We start from the raw sequence: 20,875 nt of genomic DNA on the forward strand, positions 1-20,875 counted from the left end.
AAAATAGGAAGTGGTCGCTTCTTGAAATCAAAAAGGCTGTTCGCCGATTTTTTTCGGAGTACGTGGCATATTTACCTGTTCTCTCTCTTTTTCCATTTGATTTCTAACCTGATCAACGTTTTTTTTCCAAAGGTACTGGGACAATTCACGGATAAGCTGCAAATTGGCGGATTAACAAGCAAGCTTATTGTGGATTACAGCATATTGCTGCTGCTTATTGGCGTTGGGCAGGTGCTGTTTAACGGCATCGCAATGTACTTGGTTATGTATGTAGGAAGAAAATTTGAATTTGTTGTTCGAAGAGGGCTATTCAAGCATTTTACACAAATGGGCGAACGGTTTTATTCGAAAAATGGTGTAGGCAAGCTGCTCAGCTACTTTATGAACGATGTTACAGCTGTAAGGGAATCGATCTCGATGGGGGTCAATTCAACAGCGAATGCGTCGATGCTGCTCGTGGCTTCCATAACGATGATGCTTGTCAGCCATATTCCTTATTATTTGATATTGGCTTCGATATTTCCGCTGCTGCTTATCCCTTTTATCGTCGTATATCTCGGACCTATTATTAGAAAAAGGTCGCTTGAGGTGCAGGAATCTCTAGGCCTCATGACAGAGACGGCAGAGGAGCAATTCGGCGGCATTCGTGTAACGAAAAAATTTGCGGTAGAAGACATTATGAATGAGCGCTTCGGCAAAACGGTCGACCAGATCAGGCTGAAGCAATTGCGGCTAGTGCGCGTTTCATCTTTTTTCCAAGCGTTGATTCCTTTTCTAGGAGCAATTTCTTTAATCGTCGCGCTTGCTTTTGGCGGTTACATGACGATCACGAAGCAAATTACGCTGGGCAACTTCGTTGCATTGACGCTTTATATTAGAATGCTGATGAATCCACTCCAGCAAATCGGCAATGTCATTAATTCGATTCAACGTTCTCGCGCTTCACTTGAGCGTTTAAACGGCTTATTGTCGCAGCAAACCGAAATTATGGAGCTTCCTAACGCGAAAGAAGTGAATTTGACAGACGCGGGCATTACGATTCGTAATTTATCCTTTTCATACGATCCGTTGTCTAGTCCAGTACTGAAAAATATTAACCTGAACGTTAAACCAGGCTCAACACTTGGCATCATCGGGCGTACAGGGAGCGGCAAGACAACATTGATGAAGCTGCTCCTTCGCACCTACGACCCGCCTCCAGAGACGGTCTGGTATGGAGAAACAGATATAAGAGAAATGACGCTTGAAAGCTTGCGAACTCAAGTTGCCTACGTACCGCAGGACGGCTTTTTGTTCAGTACCACAATTAGAGAAAATATTGCTTTCTCAAATCGAGAGCTTGAGCTTGAAGCCGTTGAGCAAGCCGCGAAGCAAGCTCAAATTTATAATAATATCGCGGAGCTGCCTGATCAGTTTGAAACGAGGCTCGGCGAGCGCGGATTAACCTTATCCGGCGGTCAGCGTCAGCGCACAAGCTTGGCCCGCGGAATGATTAAGAATGCTCCGATTATGATTTTGGACGATAGTGTTAGTGCCGTAGATGCGGTGACAGAGAAGGATATTATAGAAGCGATTCAAACGGAAAGAGACAGCAAAACGACGATCATTATTGCGCACCGAATTAGTGCAATCAAGCATGCGGATGAAATCATTGTGATGGATGAYGGCTTGATTGTGCAGCGGGGCACTCATATAGAGCTGCTCTCGCAGCAAGGACTCTATGCGACGCTTCATGCGATACAGGAGGAGGGAAGTCAACATGCGACCGGCACAAGCCATTCATAATTGGCAGGCAGATCAGAAGGCTGATCCGAATCAACCGGAGCAGAAACCGGAATATGTCTCGGCCTTCCGCGCATTGTTCGGGTATGCGAGACCTCATCTATGGGCTTTTATTGGTGTGTTTTGTTGTACGTTAATCGCGATTTTATCTGATTTGTTCCAGCCTTTTTTAATGAAAATAGCGATCGATGACAATTTGTTATCCGGCAAAAATGACTACAAAGGGTTGTTAACCATTTGTTTCATATATCTGGGCTTATCCATGTCTAGTTTGCTTTTTAGCTATTTGCAAAACAATCTGCTTCAAAATATTGGGCAAAGCATCGTGTCGCGCATTCGCAAGCAGCTGTTTGGTCATATTTTGAAGCAGTCTATGCGGTATTTCGATCGGATGTCGAGCGGCAGCTTAATTACGCATGTCTCAAGCGATACAGAGGCGCTGAACCAGTTTTTTAATCAGGTGCTGCTGAGCCTGTTTAGGGATGGGCTTACACTCATTTTTATCATGGTGATGATGTTTCAATTAGACACGGAGCTTGCGCTTTATTGCTTGATTTTATTGCCGATCATATGGGCGATTGCAATTGCCTTCCGCTCCTTTATGCGCACGACCTATCAGCTTGCTAGAACGAGGCTATCCCGGCTTGTAGCGTTTGTTGCCGAGAACCTGTCGGGGATGAACCTTGTACAGGTGTTTCATCAGCAGAAGGAGCAGGAGAAGCAATTCAACGAGAGAAACAGCTTATATTTTAAAGCAAATCTTCGGGAAATTCGGACGAATGTTGTGTTTGGCCGAACCTTTGATATTTTGAGCAATTTATCGATTGCTTTTGTGACATGGATTGGCGGGAATGCTGTTCTTGGCCACCAGCTGGAATTCGGCGTATTGTATGCGTTTATTACGTATATCCGCCAGTTTTTTCAGCCAATTAATACGATTACGCAGCAATGGAATACGTTGCAGTCTGCTACCGTTGCCATTACGAGAATTTGGGGCGTATTCGCGAATAAGCCGGACATTACAGACCGCGAGCTTGAATCGATCGGGCTGCATAAGATGGATAGCGATGAAGAGGCGGATGAACGTCAAGCATCTATATCCACTTTGAGCTTGGAGCAGGTGAAGGGCCAAATCGATTTTAATCGGATCTCCTTCTCCTATGAGGAAGGAATTCCGATCATAAAAGATTTGGATTTGCATATCCATTCGGGTGAGCTTATTGGCGTCGTAGGAACAACAGGAGCGGGCAAAAGCTCATTGATCAGCTTATTATGCAGATTCTATGATGTGAAGGAAGGCAGCATACGAATAGATGAGATCGATGTGAGGGATATCCCGCAAGCAACCTTGCATCGACTAGTCGGCTTGGTTCAGCAGGAGCCTTATCTGTATTCGGGCAGCATTATTGAGAATATAAGAATGTTCGACGAATCCATTTCTCGCGAGGAGGTTATTCGTGCTTGTGAATTTGTAGGCGCGGATATGATTATCCATAAGCTGAAGGATGGCTACGATACGATGCTGTCAGAACGCGGCAGCGGTTTATCCGCAGGTGAGCGGCAGCTGATTTCTTTTGCGAGAATTATTGTGTTCAAGCCTAAAGTGCTTATTTTGGATGAAGCGAGCGCTAACTTGGATTCTCATACGGAACAATTGATTCAAAATGCGCTTCAGGTCGTATCGCAGGATCGAACAACCATTGTAATTGCGCATCGCTTGTCGACGATTATGCAGGCGGATCGGATTATTGTGATGAGCCATGGTGAAATCGTGGAGCAAGGCAATCATCAGGAGCTGCTGGAGCATGATGGACACTATAAGGAGCTGTATGAGCATTCGCAAGGCAATATTGCTGTATAAAACTCTTTTTTCGCCATTTTTCCTTTTTTCGGCACGAGCCGCTAGGCCATTCATCATATAGGAGGCAGATTAGATGAGTCATGTTGTCAATCATATTACGGATTTGATAGGAAACACGCCTTTGGTTCGTTTGAACAGGGTCGTGCCGGACGGAAGTGCAGAAATTTATTTGAAGCTGGAGTTTTTTAATCCAGGCAGCAGCGTAAAGGATCGAATTGCCATCAGCATTATTGAAGAGGCGGAGCGGGAAGGGAAGCTGAAGCCGGGCGATACGATCATTGAAGCGACGAGCGGCAATACGGGCATTGGAATCGCATTGGTAGCCGCAGCAAGAGGCTATAAAGCGGTGCTTGTTATGCCGGAGACGATGAGCTTGGAGCGCCGCAATCTGCTGCGGGCATACGGTGCGGAACTGGTGCTTACGCCCGGAGCCGAGGGGATGAAAGGAGCGATTCGCACCGCGAAGGAGCTGCAAGAGAAACATCCCGATTATTTTCCGGCGCTGCAATTCGATAATCCGGCAAATGTGAAAATTCACCGGGAAACGACTGGCCCTGAAATCGTAAGAGCGGTGGAATCGCTTGATGGCAAGCTGGACGGTTTTGTAGCAGGAGTGGGCACAGGAGGCACGATTACGGGTGCTGGCGAAGTACTGCGCGATCGTTTCCCTGATATCCATATTGTAGCTGTTGAGCCGTCCTCATCACCGGTTTTATCGGGAGGAGCGCCTGGCCTGCACAAAATTCAAGGCATTGGCGCGGGTTTTGTGCCTTCGATATTGGATGCCGATATTTATAACGAGATTATTCAAGTGAGCAATGATGATGCATTCGAGACAGCTAGAAGAGTGGCCAAGGAGGAAGGGATCTTAGGCGGCATTTCCTCAGGAGCAGCTATATATGCCGCTATTCAATTGGCGCAGAAGCTGGGCACCGGCAAGCGGGTAGTTGCTGTAATCCCAAGCAACGGCGAGCGCTACTTGTCAACGGTGCTGTATCAACAGGAGCAGCAGCTTTAAGGTTGGGTCATAGTAGAAGGACAGACAGCCAGAGGCGATATAGCCAATGGCTGTCTTTTATTTGCTGAGTATGGTGGGAGAGTAAGGCAGTAACAGGCGCAGACTGTTTTGGAGTGAGCGGTTAGGTTAATAGGAATGGTTCATTGACTAAACGATTGTTTGCTGTGTTGAATGAGCGCCATCTGGGGTTTAAGTCTGGTTTCTAGACTAATTTGCACGTATCAAGCTGGATTGGTGGAAATTGATCTAGTTTCTATATCTATTTTTGCTGAATTGGTGTTTGGACGGGAATTGTGTAGCGATTTACTTACAGATAAGACTAGTTTTTAGTCTTATATGCACGAAACCAGCTAATATGATGGAAATAGAACTAGTTTCTAGTTCTATTTCTGTTGATTCGCCGATTAGACGAGAATAGTGGGGCGAGTTACTCGCGGATAAGACTAGTTTCTAGTCTTATTCGCACGAAACAAGCAAATTTAGTGGAAATAGAACTAATTTCTAGATCTATTTTTGCTGATTTGCTACTTAGACGGATATATTCGGTCGATTTAATTATGGATAAGACTTGTTTTTAGTCTTATATGAACGAAATAAGCTAATTTGATGGAAATAGAACTAGTTTCTAATTCTATTTCTGTTAATTCGCCGATTAGATGATGATATTGGGACGATTTTCATTAGGATAAGTCTAGTTTCTAGTCTTATTCGCACGAAATAAGCTAGTTTGATGAAAATAGAACTAGTTTCTAGTTCTATTTTTGCTGATTTGGTGTTTGGGCGGGAATATGGGGCGATTTATATTAGGATAGGACTAGTTTCTAGTCTTATTCGCACGAAACCAGCTAATATTATGGAAATAGAACTAGTTTATAGTACTATTTTTACTGATTTAGTACTTTGGCGGGTATATTGGGTCGATTTATTTATGGATAAGACTAGTCTCTAGTCTTATATGCACGAAACCAGCTAATTTGATGGAAATAGAACTAGTTTCTAGTTATATTTCTGCTGATTTGGTACTTTGAGGGGTATATTGGGTTGATTTATTTACGGATAAGACTAGTTTCTAGTCTTATTCCCACGAAACCAGCTAATTGGTTGGAAATAGAACTAGTTTCTAGTTCTATTTCTGTTGATTCGCCGATTAGACGAGAATAGTGGGGCGAGTTTACTTACGGATAARACTAGTTTCTAGTCTTATTTGCACGAAACCAGCTAATTTGATGGAAATAGATCTAGTTTCTAGATCTATTTCAGCTGATTCACTTCTTAGAGAATATATGGACTGATTCGCCGCATGGATGTGTATGTGAATTGATTTGTAGCATCGCACATCACAACAAGTCACAGCAACTCACTGAAGACAAAACACTTTGTCACAACAATAAGCGCCACATGAATGCTTGCCTTATCAAGCATGAACCTATTAAAATGAGGAAGCGATCTTAGTCGCAGTCATGGCCATTTCCGACACTATCATTTTTCACACTATATAATAGAAAGAAGCAGATGCAGCGATGAATATTTTCTTTCACATTTTAATGACAAACGTGCTTCCGATGGTCATCATGATTGGGCTTGGCATTATTATTCAAAGAGCGTTCAAGCTGGATATTAAAACGTTATCGAAGCTGAATTTTTATTTATTTTCACCAGCTATTATGTTTGACCTCCTGTATAAAACGGACATTTCTGCCCAAGTGGTAGGAAAAATATTATTGTTTTTTGTGCTGTTTATGGTTACGCAATATATTATCGTTGAGCTGGTTATTAGAATAAGAGGGTATCAGCCAAGCATGAAAAGCGCGATGCGCAACAGCGTCTTATTCTATAACAGCGCAAATTACGGCATACCGCTTAATCAGCTGGCTTTTGCAGGAAACGAGAAGACACTCGCTATTCAGATATTAATTATGATGATGCAATCTCTTATACCGAACACGTATGGCATATATAACGTCAACGCGCACAAAGCAGATATGCGGGCGATTTGGCGGACAATTATCTCAATGCCGATTATATATGTCATCCCGCTTGCCTTCCTGCTCAGAGGGTTCGACGTTCCCATCCCGCAGCCTATAGCTACACCGATCGGTTACTTATCAGCAGCGTTTATCGGTACAGCGCTTATTACACTGGGCGTACAGCTGGGCAATATGGAGTGGAAAATAAAGCGCTCACTCCTCATTGATGTCAGCATATCGGGCATACTCAGACTGATTGCCGGTCCTTTGCTCGCATGGCTGATCGTCTGGCTGATGGGACTCGACAAGCTGACGGCAGCTGCCCTCATCGTTTCATCAGCTGTCCCTACTTCACTCAGCAGTGTGCTGCTCGCTGTAGAGTTCGACAACGAGCCAGAGTTTGCCTCGCAATCTGTTTTTGTTTCTACTATTTTAAGTATAGTCACGGTTACCGCAGTCATTTTTTTCTTAAATCTTGATATCTAGAAACTAGTAAACCTATCAACCTCTTAATTTTGAGTTTGTTAGGTTTTTTATTTCTTGTGCAACAAGATGGACAAGGTTAAAATGGAAAAAGATACAAGGGTAATCGATTTATTGGAAATGGAGGTCTATTACTAGATGCTGCCTATCACGCATGATATTATTCATGCAAGCGCTTTAAAAAGAACATTTGGACGTGGAAACGGTGCAGTTACCGTGTTAAAAGGTGTTGATTTGTCGATACCATCCGGCAAGCTTATTGCCTTTAAAGGAAGATCAGGTTCTGGAAAAACGACGCTTATTAATTTGTTAAGCGCACTGGACCGTCCGACCGAAGGGAATATTACGTTTGCTGGACGCGATTTGACGGCGATGTCGAATCATGAGAGAGATATGGTACGCCGCAAGGAAATGGGGCTTATTTTTCAATCCTTTGCGCTCATTCCTCTGATGTCAGCCTATGAGAATGTGGAGTTTATATTAAGAGTTTCAGGTATGGCGGCAAACGGCCGCAAGGAAGCAGCGATTAACGCTTTAGAGCAGGTTGGCTTAAAAAGCCGCATGCATCATCGGCCATTCGAGCTATCGGGCGGAGAGCAGCAGCGAACAGCTATAGCACGGGCAATTGCCCATAAGCCGAAGCTGCTTTTGGCAGACGAGCCTACAGCTGAACTGGATAGCCGCACAGGCTTGCAAATTATGAAAGTGTTTCGTGATTTGGTAGAAATGGCAGGAATGACAATCATCATGACGACACATGATCCTGCAATAATGGAAATTGTTGACCATGTTTATGAATTGGAGGATGGACAAATTGTCGCAAAAGCTTAAGCCGATACTCGGCTGGTCATTCGCGCTGCTTCTTAGCGCTTCACTAACAGGGTGCTCCTTGCTTCCTGCCGAGGAGGCAGCCTTGAAACCTCCTCTTGTTAAGCCGGCGCAAGAAAATTACCGCACGGTAACGGTCGAGAAGGGGACAATTACACAAGAAATTAAAGGAAGCGGAAGCCTGGAGTCGACACAATCAGAGATTGCGCAGTTTAAAGGACAAGGCGGCCGTATTGCGAAGATGATGGTTACCTCGGGAGCGCAAGTGAAAAAAGGTGATATTTTAGTTCAGCTTAATGTAGATGGACTGGACATTCAACTAAAGGAACAGCAGCTCGCCTATGCCAAAGCTAAGCTTTCATTTAAACAGGCCAAATTAGGCGGTGACAATGATGCGATCGATATCGCTAAGCTGCAAATGGATATTGAACAGTTAAAGCTGGATCGTTTGACGGCGACCTTTAACAGCAAGCAGCTTGTTGCCGAAATGAACGGCCAAGTAACTTTCGTAGAGGATCTGAAGGAAGGCGATTTTGTTGAGGCTTATCAAACGCTTGTTGTCATATCCGATCCATCTCAGCTGCGTCTAGCGCTGCGAGTTGAATCAGGTGCGGAAATTAGCAGCGTTGATGTGGGTTTCCCAGCAATGGTTACGTTCGGTTCCGAAGAAGTGAAAGGCAAAGTCGTACAAACACCATCATCGGCACCTTCAACGCTGAACCAGCAGCTTCAGGATCGTTACTCCAAAACATTATTTATTGAAGTGCCGAAAGTGCCTGGAAACGCCACAATCGGTGCGTTTGCTGATGTCAAAATTATTTTGCAGCAGCGTGATGATGTACTCAAAATTCCACGCAGCGGCGTGCGCAGCTTCCTTGGCAGAACATTCGTAAGAACGCTTGAGGATGGCAATAAAATTCGTGAGATTGATGTTGAAACGGGCATAAAAGGCTCGACGGAAATTGAAATTACGAAGGGCTTGGAAGAAGGCGCGATTGTTGTACTTCAATAATGAGTCTGTATAGAACGATCGATAACCATCAACTAGCTCCATAAGGAAGGTTATGAGCCGTTTACGCTTGGGAGGTTTTGAAGTGGCTTTGTTTATTATGATTATTCGTAAAATGGTGCAAAATAAGTGGTTGGTCGGGAGCTTGTTTATTGGCTTAGTCATGTCCGTAGCCTTGGTAAGCAGCATGCCGATTTATTCGGAAGCCATTTTATCGAGGATGCTGGTCAAGGATTTGGAGACTATGCAGAGCGAGCGGGGGATATATCCCGGCAATCAATACAATAAACTTTTTTACACAAAAGAAACACCGGAGCAAGTAAATAAGATTTATACAAAAGTAGATCGCTACATACGTGAGCAAGCACAATCCAACTTTGGCATACCGGTGCAGGAGCTTATCGTTGATTTTCAATCCAGATCAATGAAGATCAGGCCGGAGAATGATCCTGAGCCAGATACGAAAAAAAATCTCAAGACGATGTCGCTGCGCTCCTTCAGCGATCTTGAGAAGCATATTACGCTGACGGACGGCAGAATGCCGGCTGAGCAGCAGCCAGTTGATGGCGTTTATGAGGTGCTTGTTACAGAACGAAGCCTCGTTCAGTTCAAAACAGTACTGGATTCAAAGTTTTATGTGAACGACGATAAAATTGCCGGGGAAATAGCATTTAAACCGGTAGGCGTATTCAAGAAAAAGCAGGATGACGACCCCTATTTTAGAGATACGGATCTAAGCGAGCTAAGCTCAAGCTTTGTCATTAGCGACAAACTCGCCAAGCAGCAGCTCATGCAGGAAAGCCGGATTCCGGTAGCGTCCGTTGGTTGGTTTTTTGTATTGGATTATTCTAAGCTTGAGCTAAGCTTGGTAGATGGCTTCATACAAACAACGAATAAAATTCGCAACGTTATGCTTAATAATGTAACGATGTATCAAGCCGTCTCGGAAACACCGGCTCTGGATACGATTTCGAAATATCTTGTACGGGCAGAACAGCTGAAGACGCTCATGTGGTCGCTTAATGTTCCTGTTTTGATTATGCTCGGGTTCTACATGTTCATGGTATCCAATCTAATTGCGGATCGGCAAAAAAATGAGATTGCTGTTCTGCGAAGCAGAGGAGCTGCACGTTGGCAGGTTATTAGCTCTTATGCAGTGGAAGGCATTATTTTATGCGGCATCGCCTTTGGTGTGGGTCCTTTGCTTGGCGTCATCCTAACCGAGATGCTTGGTGCATCCAATGGTTTCCTTGAATTTGTACAGCGCGTTCGGCTGCCTGTCAAACTTACGGACGAGTCTTTCCGTTATGGAGCCATTGCCTCCGGCGTTTGTTTTGTCATTATGATGATTCCTATCATTATGGCTACTCGCGTCTCTATTGTTGGTCATAAGCAGCAGCTCGCTAGACTTTTGAAATCACCGTTATGGCACAAAATGTTCCTTGATGTGATTGCATTAGCGTTAGCTATTTATGGCTTATACACATTCCGGAAAAGGCTTGCTGATTTGCAGAGCTTAGGTTTAAATGCAGATGATTTGAACATCGATCCATTGCAATTTGTTGTTCCTGCTTTGTTTATTATGGGTGCGGGTTTGCTCTTGCTTCGTTTGTACCCGTGGGTTCTTAGACTCATCTATTGGATCGGCAAGAAATGGTGGCCGCCTTCCGTATATGCCACATTAATTCAGGTTGGACGCTCCAGTTCGCAATATCAGTTTTTAATGATTTTTCTTATTATGACGATTGCTACCGGCGTATTTAGCGCTTCAGCGGCAAGAACGATCAACAATAACACAGAGGATCGAATCAGGTATGGCAATGGCGCAGAGGTCGTATTGACTACACAATGGATGAACGATGCACCGCCGCCTCCGCCTCCGGGAGCACCGTCGACGCCGGCGCAGGATTTAGCTATGCTGGCGCCTGTCCATTACTTGGAGCCGGCATTCGAGCCCTTTAAAGCACTCAAAGGCGTAGAGCATGCAGCTAAAGTATTCAAGAAAGAAGTCGCCTTTAGCGTAAATGAAAGCAATGGCCCTGCAACATTAATTGGTATTGATTCCGATGAGTTTGGTGAAACAACGTGGTTCCGTGACAGCTTGCTTGACTATCCGCTTAATGATTATTTGAACCTGCTTGCAGCAGATCCGCAGGCTGTTCTCATATCGCGGACGTTAGCCGATCAGAACAAAGTGAAGCCTGGCGACACGATTTGGGTAGGCTGGAGCGACGTACCGCAGCAGCCGTTCAAGGTGTATGGCATCATTAATTATTTCCCAACCTTTAATCCGAACCCTGCTGTTGGCAGCGTAAATGTTAGTGAAGATAAAGATACATCGGGTGGCCGAGCTCCGATGCTGATCGTCGGCCATTTGCCGCGTATTCAAGTTCAGCTTGCACTTGAACCTTATGACGTCTGGCTTAAATTAAAGCCGGAGGTGAGCACTTCCGAGTTTTATGAGGGGCTTAAGGAATCGAAGCTTCCGATTACGAATATTGTCAATACAAGAGAGAAGCTGGTGACTGCCAAAAACGATCCGTTCCTCATGGCACTAAACGGTATTTTGACTTTAGGTTTCGTCTTGTCGATTCTTGTTAGCTTTATCGGGTTTCTATTATATTGGGTATTATCACTCCGAGGCCGGACCTTGCAAAATGGTATTTTGCGCGCGATCGGTCTATCGCTGAGACAGCTCATCGGCATGCTTGGGGTTGAGCAGCTGTTAACTTCGGGCGTTGCTGTTCTTATTGGAATAGGTGTCGGAAATATTGCGAGTCGATTGTATGTGCCTAACTTTCAAATTGCGTTCAATCCAAGCAGCCTTGTACCGCCTTTCAAGGTTATGTTCGATGCGACGGATTTAATACGGATCTATGTGCTTGTCGGCTTTATGTTGGTCATCGGACTTGGCATATTAGCTTATATGCTATCGAAGCTGCGTATTCATCAAGCGATCAAGCTAGGGGAGGATTGACGGATGATTCATTGCGAAGGGCTTGTCAAAATATACAAAACAGCCGACCTAGAGGTATTCGCCCTGCAAGGCCTCGATCTTCAAATTGAAAGCGGCGAGCTGATGGCCATTATTGGCAACAGCGGCAGCGGCAAATCAACGCTGCTGAATATGCTTGGCGGACTGGACCGTCCGACGGCGGGCAAGCTGACCGTTGACGGAAGAGATATGCTGAAGTTTAAGGAGCGCGACTTCGTTCGGTACAAGCGAGAGAGCGTAGGTTTCGTCTGGCAAAATAATGCGAGAAACTTGATTCCTTATTTAACCGCGCTTGAAAATGTAGAGCTGCCTATTTTGCTAACAGGCAGTCGCAAGCGCTGGAGAGCGAAGGAGCTGCTTGACGCCGTTGGCCTAAGCCACCGTGCCTCGAATAAGCTATATGAATTATCAGGGGGAGAACAGCAGCGTGTGGCAATTGCCATTGCGCTCGCCAATCATCCTAAGCTGCTGCTTGCGGATGAGCCAACTGGGTCGGTTGATTCGCGAATGGCTAATCAGATTTTGGACTTATTCCGTGAACTGAATCGTACGATTGGCATTACCGTTGTTATCGTTACGCATGATCCAGAGCTTGCGAAGAAGGTAGATCGTGTAGCGGCCATCCGAGACGGCAAGATTTCATCCGAAATGCTGCGCAAACGTTCATATGCGGAAGAGCTGGCGGAGCTTGAGCAGGAGGGTGAGGAAGGCACGCATGTAGAATATGCGGTGCTTGATAAAGCGGGCCGATTGCAGGTGCCTTCCAACTATTTGGAATCCATCGGTGTGAAAAACTCAAATAAGCTGCGCGTAGAGCTTGGAGAAGGCAAGATTATCCTGCTGCCTCCTGAGGAGAAAGAAAAAGCCGAGTAAACTATTCAATGGCAAAAAGAGCTGTGCATGGTCTGTAATGACCGTTGCACAGCTCTTTTTCTTGCAAACCTACGAGTTAGATAAGCTAGAGAATGAGGCGTTCAATTGGCTCACTTCGGTAAACTCGTCGTTGCCCCATTCATCCCAAGAGCCTTCATAGGGGCGAATATGAGGATAGCCCATTAGTCGTAAAGTAAAATAAGTATGCGCTCCGCGTTGATTTGTCTGGCAATAAGGCACGATTGTTTTTGCAGGGTCAATGCCAAGAGCATCAAATTGCTGCTTTAAATCTCGATAAGTTTTGAAAAGCACGACGCCATCTTGATCTGCCCCTTCTAGGGAATCGTTCCACTCTTTATGAACTGCGCCAGAAATATGCCCGCCCTTACGATTCGAGCGTTGATCAGCTCCGGTGTATTCTAAAGCGGAACGTGTATCGACAAGAAGGCAATTATCGAGCCCAGCTTGGATAGATGCTTTCGTGGCAACCAGCTCTGAATGGGCAGATAACGTCAGTGTTCCTTTAGAGGGCAGCGGTAAATCTATTGTTGTCTCATAGCTCGCCGCTGTCCACGCTGCGAAACCGCCATTCAATAGCTTCACTTGATCCTTCAGACCATAATACTCCAGCACATAAAAGACGCGGGCCGCTAACACTCCGCCTCCATCATCATAGACGATAATTGTTGAATCATTGCTGACGCCAACATTTTCAAACAAATGAGCAAGAGCATCCGCGGCAGCAAAAGTGCAGCGTGAGCTATCCTTTAATGCTTTGGCGTCCAGCCAGTACGCCCCTGGAATGTGGCCTGATTCATATCCGCTGGCTCTGACATCTAATAAAATGACGTTCGGCTCTTGGTAATGGTTTTTAAGCCAATGAGCGTCTGCCAGCAGATGTTCATTGGGGTAATTTAAATCGCTCGTATTCGTTATGTGAGCAGCCTCCACATCTTAATAAGTTACAACGGACTGAAGCCGAGGTTTTCACGCAAATGTTGTCCAGCATACTCGCTAGGAAATAATCCTCGCCTTTGCAGCTCAGGAACGACTAGTTCCAGAAAGGCGTCAATACCGCCAAATGCCAGCTGAGGCATAACGCTAAAGCCATCAGCAGCACCATTTACGAACCAATGCTCCATAATATCAGCTACTTGGTTAGGTGTTCCAGCGATGCTTAGCTGACCGTTGCCTACCCAATATTTCTCGAGCAGCTCCCGAAGTGTCAGCTGTTCATTATCAACAATCTTTTTGACCATCTGATAGAAGGTTTGATACGCATTAACTTGGCCCATATCAGGCAGCTTCGGAAAAGGATCATCCAGTGCATATCCCGAAAAATCGATGCCAAGCAAATTGGAAAGAGACATGACCGAACGTTCTATTGAACCGAGCTGCTGCAGCTCTTTCGCAATGTCACGAGCTTCAGCCTCCGTTTCACCAACAATAACATGAATGCCCGGCAATACTTTAATATCATTTGGGGAACGTCCTGCTTTGACAGTTCTTTCTTTGATGTCTTGATAAAACGACTGCGCGTCTTCAAATGAGTTTTGGACGGTGAATATAAGCTCGGCATATTGAGCAGCTAAATTTCTGCCATCCTCTGAGGCTCCGGCTTGGATAAGCAGAGGCCTTCCTTGTGGAGGACGCATCATATTAAGAGCACCGCGTACGGAATAATAATCCCCCTGATGCTGTATATCATGAACCTTGTTGACGTCGGCATACACACCGGATGTTTTGTCTTGGACGAGCGCATCGGCTTCCCAACTGCTCCACAATTTGAGCACGACCTCTGTGAATTCCCGCGCTCGCTCGTAACGTTCCGCATGAGCTGGCAATTGCTCCAGCCCAAAGTTGAAGGCGGTACGTTCTACGCCAGTAGTTACAATGTTCCAACCAGCTCGCCCGCCGCTTATATGATCAAGCGAGGCGAATATTCTAGCTGTGTTATAGGGCTCGGTAAAGCTTGTAGAAACGGTAGCAATAAGGCCGATTCGCTCCGTTACGGTCGCAATGGCAGATAACAATGTCAGTGGTTCGAAGCCGAAGATCGGACCATGCTGGACTGCTTTTGCCTCAATCGACAGACCGTCCGCGATAAATAGGGAGTCTATCCGGGCGGCTTCCGCTTTTTTGGCGATCCGCAGGAAATGACTGACGTCATGAATTTCATCCAGCTTTGTGCTTGCATGACGCCAAGCTCCTTTGTGAGCGCCCGCATTGTGTAGAAACAAATTTAAAATCATTCTGCGATTAGGCTCGCTCATCTGGATATCCTCCTGTTTATTTCATGCCGCTAAGCGCAATTCCACGAATGATTTGCTTCTGGAAAATAAGAAAAATAACAATTAGCGGAGCGATTGAAATCGTTGTTCCTGCCATAATTAAGATCCAATTGCTCGTATCCTTCAGCTCGCTGGAAAAATAAACAATCCCGACGGGCAGTGTGAATTTCTCCTCCGTTTGCAGCACGATGAGCGGCCAGATGAACTGGTTCCAGTTCCCGATAAACGTAAGAATAATCAAAGTGATTATAGCTGGCTTCACTAGTGGGATGGCGATATGCAGCAGAATACGCCATTCATTAAGTCCATCAATACGAGCCGCATCCAGCAAATCGGAAGGAATGGAGTCCATAAACTGCCTCATAAGAAAGATGCCGAAGGCCGTAATAATACCGGGAAACAGCACGCCCCAATAAGTATCGGACCAGCCTAATTCATTCGCAATTAAATACCAAGGGATGATGAGCATCTCTGTTGGAACCATTAAGGTGCTGATTATGAGCAGAAAAATGAGCTGTTTGCCGACGAATGAAAATTTGGCAAGCACGTACCCCGCCGCTGTATCGAAGATTAGAACAGTAGAGGTTGCAATCAGAGAGATGATGAGCGTATTTTTGATCCATTGTGCGAAAGGAGCCTTTTTGAATATGGCAGAGTAGTTGTCAAAGGTTATCGTCTCAGGAATTAAGCGAAGATTGTAAACGTCCTGAGGAAGCTTGAAGGAGGTAGCGACCATCCATAAGAACGGAAACAGCATGATGCCTACGCCGAGCGTCAGCAGCAAATAAATGACAAGCGTGCGCAGCCTCTCTGCGGGGGACTTTGCGTTTTTCTGTGTTTTGTAAACGCTTTGTGTGCTCACTGATTCGTCCTCCCATCAATATTCTACTTTTTTGTTCAACACTTTTAATTGAAGCAGCGTAAGCACCAAAATGACGACGAACAAAATAACAGTAGCAGCTGCGGCGCTGCCCATCTTAAACTGCTGAAACGCTAAGTTGTAAATATGGAGCACCATCGTCGTTGTTGCGTTCAGCGGTCCTCCATTTGTCATGCTTAGCACCTGTCCGAATGATTGCAAATAAGAGATGACGCCAATGACAGCTGAAAAAACGATGACGGGATTAAGCAGCGGAAGCGTAATATGACGGAATTTCCGCCATGCGCTTGCGCCATCGATAGCTGCCGCTTCATAATACATGCGCGGTATCGCTTCAAGCCCTGTCATAAAGATAAGCATTTGAAAGCCGGTACTTTGCCATATCATCGTTAGCGTAATGAGAAAAAGCGCCTGACGCGGCGATTGCAGAAACAATTGCGGTTCGAGACCGAGATTTAATAACATCTCGTTTAACCAGCCGTTGCGCATGAGAATCCACCGGAATACCCAGCTTACTGCGACGATGCTTGTGACGTAAGGGATGAAGTACACGGTACGGAACAAGCCGCGCAGCCGCTTGATATTGTGAAGCAGCAATGCGACAAATAGCCCAACAATCAGCTGTCCGGGAACACCAATAACAACAAATTTGAACGTATTGGCGATCGACTTGAGGAAGATTTCATCTGTGAACAGCGTCTTGAAATTCGCCAGTCCAACATAAGGTTTGCTCGGAGACAATAAATCCCATTCACGAACGCTCACATTGAAGGCATACAGGATGGGGAGCAGCCGCGTGCTGAGGAAATAAAGCAGAGGAATTCCGAGCGTAATATAAATAAACAAATAACGCTGCGTGCGGTAGGACAAACGTGTGAGGAACAGTTCTCGGCTTTTGCGTACGGTTAGCTTTAAGGCATGTGCAATCATAATGGAACTCACCTCCATTTCATCAAAAGAAAGGCGCTCGCTCTAGGCCGAGCGCCTTTTAGATTACTTTTTGTCTGCAGCAGCCCAATAGTCGTCATAGAGCTTTTGCGTTTTGGCTACAAGGTCTTGGAAGGCCTTCTCGACCGGAACTTTATTGAGCAGCACTTCATTTGTCGCATCAACAAACAATGTTTTTTCTTGGGTTTCGTCGATGAAGAAATGCGCGCGGCTATCGTCCAATTGGGAAATAAATGGCCCTAGCTTCTCGTCGTTTACGTATTTATCCTGCGTCGCAACAGCTTTCTGTGCTGGAAGCTCTCCGATTTGCTCTACCCATTTCTCCTGAACCTCTTTGCTCGTTAGAAATTCCAAAAATTCAGAAGCAGCCTTCAGCTTGTCGCCTTCAACATTTTTGGGAATGGCGTTCGCCCAGAAGGAGGAAGGAGCTGATTTGGTTTTGTAGGACGGTAGAGGTGCAACGCCATAATTTAAATCTGGAAAGTCCTTCTTAATGGAGCCAAGTCGGAAGGAACCGTCGATATTAATAGCTGCATGACCGGTCATAAAGGCATTGCTGTCATTCTCATAAAATCCGTTAATCCCAACCTTATGCTTCACGGCAAAATCGATTAAATATTGAAATGCCTCCAAACCTGCAGGTGTTTCTGCCCATAATATTTTGCGACGATCATCGCTTAAGTCTTGACCGCCTGCTTGATGCAGCAGACCATCTCGATACCAGTGATGCAGCTGCGCGCCGGGCTCCCATGCGAAACCTTCAGTGACAAACTGCCCTTTGGCATCTGTTTCTGTCAGTTTCTTGGATACGTCTACCAGCTGCTCCCATGTTGTAGGAAGCTCAGTAATATTGGCTTTGGACAATAGATCTTTATTGTAGAACAAGGCGAGTGTGCGTACGGCAGTAGGAATAGCGTAATATGAGCCATTAATTTTTGCGGCGCTCACTAATGGGTAAAAATTGCTTTCAATTTCCGCAGTTGGAAAATGATCCTCAGGCAGCGGCTGCAAATAACCGGATGAGACGTATTTCGGCAGCCAGCCATAGTAGAGGTTAATAACATCTGGGCCTTTGCCGGCTGGCACCAGCGTAGCAACCTTCTGATTGTATTGATCATAAGGGAAGTTGGTTTGTTTTACGGTAATGTTCGGATGCAAGGTTTGGAATTCTTTTATGAGTTCGTTGATCAGTTCAACCTTGGCTGGAAATTCATATTGCCAATATTCAATCGTCACTTTTTTATCTGTTTCTTTGTCTGTTTCTTTGTTTGTTGCTTTATCGGTTGGTTTTTCCGTTGCTTTATTTTGTTCTGTGCTGTTTGCTTGATTGTTGCTGCCGCAGCCTGCTAGAGCAAGTGCGATGATAAGTGATCCTGTAACGATAGAAACTGAGCTTTTTTTCTTCAATGGTATCCACTCCTTTTTTATAAAAAAAACGGTGCTTATGCTTGGCTTGCGATGTCGGATTTCTTGGTAATCGTGTTAGGCGGCAGTTCAAGACCGAGCAGGCGCCTAGCGTTATTGCCGAATATATTCTCGATATCTTCCTCTCCGAATCGCAGCTCGCGGCAGGCGCGAACTTGATCCTGCAGGTAACGATAAGGGTAACCTCGAGGAAATCCGCTGGCGTCCGTTCCAAAAATAATACGTTCAGGCCCGATCAGCTCATAGGTTTTGCGAAGCGCGAATTCCAAGGTGAGCTCATAGGGCATCCAGCGCATCCATTGATTGGAGCCGGAAGTATCGACATATACATTCGGGCAGCTCCAGCACAGATGAAGCAGCTCTTGGAAATAACCTGCGCCAAAGTGAGGAATGATGAACGGAATGTCCGGAAATTCTCTTGCTGTGTTGAAAATTGCTAGAGGACTTATATTCGGATGATGGGCAATGCCTCCCGCATGGCCGAGTAAACCGAAGTGGATCAACACAGGAAGCTTCTTCTCTGCGAGAAAGGTCCATACGGGCGTGAGGGACGGATCATCAAAAGGGATGGAAGTCAGCGGGCCGAACAGCTTATAACCTTTAAGCCCTAACTCATTGACTGCCCTTCGAAGTTCTTCCTCTGCGCCAGCATCCTCGATGGCGTGATGGGCAAAGCCGGTAAAACGATCAGGATGACGGGCCAGATGATCGGCCAAATTGTCATTATCAAGCGCGGTGAGGAAGTTGAGTCCTCCGATCCCGTACTTATCAAGCTCCTTTACCCATCGGTCAATTAACGGCGTGTTTTCATTTTCACTATCGTTGCCTGCAATCGTTGCATCTGGAAAATCCCAAGTGAGCCGCATTCGCTCGCTTCTCTCTGCACCATAGCGAGCAACGGATTCATGTCGTKTGTTGTTTCCTAGCACTAATCGGTAAGGAAGATGTCCATGCACATCAAATACTTTAAATTGGCTGCGAAACATAGCTTCACTCCATTCATAATTCCTTGATGATCCAATCAGTCAAAATCAAATCAATATCGGCAGCAGCAGCTGCCAATCGGGATTCTCGTTCCTCCAGCCATAGCGCAAGCTCAGATAATCTATCTTGCTGAACGGTAAGCGCCCGGTTTATCTCGGCAGGGCTAGGACCGCCCCGCAGACTGCGTATATTTACAAAATGCGCAGGCTCCAACGCTTGCTTTAATTGCTCCTCAGTTAGCCCAAGCGGGAAGCCAATGGTTTGGGTCGCAGCTTCGTTTAATGCTTCAAGGTTCAAGTCAGCTATCTTGTTGCCATGCTGAACGGCATGCGTGACGAGCTTGCTTACGACTGAATGTGCTTTATGAAAAGATAATCCTTCATTTCTGACGATCGTATCAGCAAGCTCGGTAACAGTAGCGAAGCTTGCAGCAGTGCGCTGCCTCAGAACATCCTCGTTTAGCTGCAAGGTAGAGATGACCTTGGACAACAATCGATACACAACTTCAAGCGTCTCTAGGCTGCGCCAAGCATAGGGCTGCATATCGTCTTCGGTATCCACAATATCGCCAAAAGGCGTATTGTGAATCATCGTAAGGACGGTCTGAGCATTGCCTGCAATGCTGGATAAGAGTGAACGGATATGCTCAACAGAAACGGGATTTCTTTTTTGCGGCATAATGGAGCTGATCTGGACGTATGGGGCGGCTATTTGAACGACTCCAAATTCCTGTGTGCACCACAGCAGCAGCTCCTGCGTAAATCGTCCAAGATTAATCGCTGCGAGCGAGATTCCAGCGGCGATTTCACCTACATAATCTGCTCCGCTTACAGCGTCATAAGAGTTTTCAATTAACCCGTCAAAAGCAAGCAGCTCGGCAACGCGTTCCCGGCTAATGGCAAAGCCCGACGTTGTCAGAGCGGCAGCTCCCATGCTGCTTAAATTACAATTTGCGTAGGCCGCCTGCAATCTGCGTATATCCCTTGCGAGCGAGTCGGTTACCGCTGCAATGTAGTGGGCGATTGTCGTCGGCTGTGCTTGCTGGGTATGCKTATGAGCGATAAAGATCGTTTCCGTATGCTTCTGGGCGAAAGCAAGCAGTTCAGTGTGCAGCTGCAGGGCAGACGAGATCGTTCTAAGCAGTTTTTCTCGTAAAGTGATTCGGTATATGGCGATACCCATGTCATTGCGGCTTCGAGCCAAATGAAGGCTGCCGGAGGCTTCATCCGATAATTTAAGCAGCTGGTGTTCCACTTCAAAAAACAAATCCTCAAATTGGCCGGTATAGGTACCGCTGTTTAACTGCTCCAAATCAATAGAAAATAATGATTTGGCGATTTTATGGCCTTCTTCCTTGCTGAGCAGCCCTTGCTCAAGCAGCATGATGAGATGCGCTTTATGCACGGAGATCATTGGAAGCAGAAGCTCCTTCTTGGCTTGGTCATAGGCAGGCGCAAGTACTGCTTCAGCATAGGTTCTGCCAGGGAACGAGCTGCCTTCAGCTGAATCGCTCCGTCTAGTAGTCATGGTG

15 protein-coding genes are annotated in these 20,875 nt (G+C 45.8%); 8 read left to right on the top strand and 7 right to left on the bottom strand.

Translation table 11 applies throughout. The features are described from left to right. Window positions 1-21 precede the first annotated feature (21 nt). From AB4Z17_RS08065 to AB4Z17_RS08100, 8 genes are all read left to right on the top strand, one after another. Window positions 22-1,785 (top strand): ABC transporter ATP-binding protein, encoded by a 1,764-nt coding sequence (locus AB4Z17_RS08065; protein WP_441959147.1) that lies wholly within the window; start codon window positions 22-24, stop codon window positions 1,783-1,785. Then, window positions 1,760-3,643: an ABC transporter ATP-binding protein gene (locus tag AB4Z17_RS08070; RefSeq protein ID WP_441959148.1), complete on the top strand. Its 1,884-nt coding sequence runs from the start codon at window positions 1,760-1,762 to the stop codon at window positions 3,641-3,643. The genes AB4Z17_RS08065 and AB4Z17_RS08070 overlap by 26 nt, the downstream gene beginning before the upstream one ends. 73 nt (window positions 3,644-3,716) lie before the next feature. Then, window positions 3,717-4,661 carry a cysteine synthase A gene (gene cysK, locus AB4Z17_RS08075; RefSeq protein WP_339204702.1) on the top strand — a complete coding sequence of 315 codons (945 nt, stop codon included), beginning with the start codon at window positions 3,717-3,719 and terminating at the stop codon, window positions 4,659-4,661. A gap of 1,520 nt (window positions 4,662-6,181) precedes the next feature. Next, complete coding sequence (locus AB4Z17_RS08080; protein WP_441959149.1) at window positions 6,182-7,114, top strand: AEC family transporter; 933 nt, start codon at window positions 6,182-6,184, stop codon at window positions 7,112-7,114. 135 nt (window positions 7,115-7,249) lie between these two features. Continuing rightward, entirely contained in the window at window positions 7,250-7,942 is a 693-nt protein-coding gene (locus tag AB4Z17_RS08085; protein WP_441959150.1) for an ABC transporter ATP-binding protein, read from the top strand. Next, complete coding sequence (locus AB4Z17_RS08090; protein ID WP_441959151.1) at window positions 7,926-8,951, top strand: efflux RND transporter periplasmic adaptor subunit; 1,026 nt, start codon at window positions 7,926-7,928, stop codon at window positions 8,949-8,951. Before AB4Z17_RS08085 ends, AB4Z17_RS08090 begins: the two co-directional genes overlap by 17 nt. A gap of 82 nt (window positions 8,952-9,033) precedes the next feature. Then, window positions 9,034-11,925, top strand: a complete 2,892-nt coding sequence (locus tag AB4Z17_RS08095; protein WP_441959152.1) for an FtsX-like permease family protein — start codon at window positions 9,034-9,036, stop codon at window positions 11,923-11,925. A 3-nt stretch (window positions 11,926-11,928) separates the two neighbouring features. Then, entirely contained in the window at window positions 11,929-12,816 is an 888-nt protein-coding gene (locus tag AB4Z17_RS08100; RefSeq protein ID WP_441959153.1) for an ABC transporter ATP-binding protein, read from the top strand. 69 nt (window positions 12,817-12,885) lie between these two features. Here AB4Z17_RS08100 and AB4Z17_RS08105 read toward each other — a convergent pair whose 3' ends face one another. The 7 genes from AB4Z17_RS08105 to argH all read right to left on the bottom strand — a co-directional run bounded on the left by AB4Z17_RS08105 (window position 12,886) and on the right by argH (window position 20,871). After that, window positions 12,886-13,767 (bottom strand): sulfurtransferase, encoded by an 882-nt coding sequence (locus tag AB4Z17_RS08105; protein WP_441959154.1) that lies wholly within the window; start codon window positions 13,765-13,767, stop codon window positions 12,886-12,888. 11 nt (window positions 13,768-13,778) lie between these two features. Then, the gene (locus AB4Z17_RS08110; protein ID WP_441959155.1) at window positions 13,779-15,089 is read right to left on the bottom strand and encodes an LLM class flavin-dependent oxidoreductase; all 1,311 of its coding nucleotides are present in this window, start codon (window positions 15,087-15,089) and stop codon (window positions 13,779-13,781) included. Window positions 15,090-15,105: 16 nt separating this feature from the next. Further along, window positions 15,106-15,969 (bottom strand): carbohydrate ABC transporter permease, encoded by an 864-nt coding sequence (locus AB4Z17_RS08115; RefSeq protein WP_441908504.1) that lies wholly within the window; start codon window positions 15,967-15,969, stop codon window positions 15,106-15,108. 15 nt (window positions 15,970-15,984) lie between these two features. After that, window positions 15,985-16,917, bottom strand: a complete 933-nt coding sequence (locus tag AB4Z17_RS08120) for a carbohydrate ABC transporter permease (protein ID WP_441959156.1) — start codon at window positions 16,915-16,917, stop codon at window positions 15,985-15,987. Window positions 16,918-16,980: 63 nt separating this feature from the next. After that, the gene (locus AB4Z17_RS08125; protein ID WP_441908502.1) at window positions 16,981-18,342 is read right to left on the bottom strand and encodes an extracellular solute-binding protein; all 1,362 of its coding nucleotides are present in this window, start codon (window positions 18,340-18,342) and stop codon (window positions 16,981-16,983) included. 35 nt (window positions 18,343-18,377) lie between these two features. Then, window positions 18,378-19,346 carry an amidohydrolase family protein gene (locus AB4Z17_RS08130; protein WP_441959157.1) on the bottom strand — a complete coding sequence of 323 codons (969 nt, stop codon included), beginning with the start codon at window positions 19,344-19,346 and terminating at the stop codon, window positions 18,378-18,380. Between the two features lie 13 nt (window positions 19,347-19,359). Beyond that, the gene (argH, locus tag AB4Z17_RS08135; protein ID WP_441959158.1) at window positions 19,360-20,871 is read right to left on the bottom strand and encodes an argininosuccinate lyase; all 1,512 of its coding nucleotides are present in this window, start codon (window positions 20,869-20,871) and stop codon (window positions 19,360-19,362) included. Between the last annotated feature and the right edge of the window lie 4 nt (window positions 20,872-20,875).

Origin of the sequence: Paenibacillus sp. TAF43_2, from assembly GCF_052113545.1 — a bacterium.
Lineage (GTDB): Bacteria > Bacillota > Bacilli > Paenibacillales > Paenibacillaceae > Pristimantibacillus.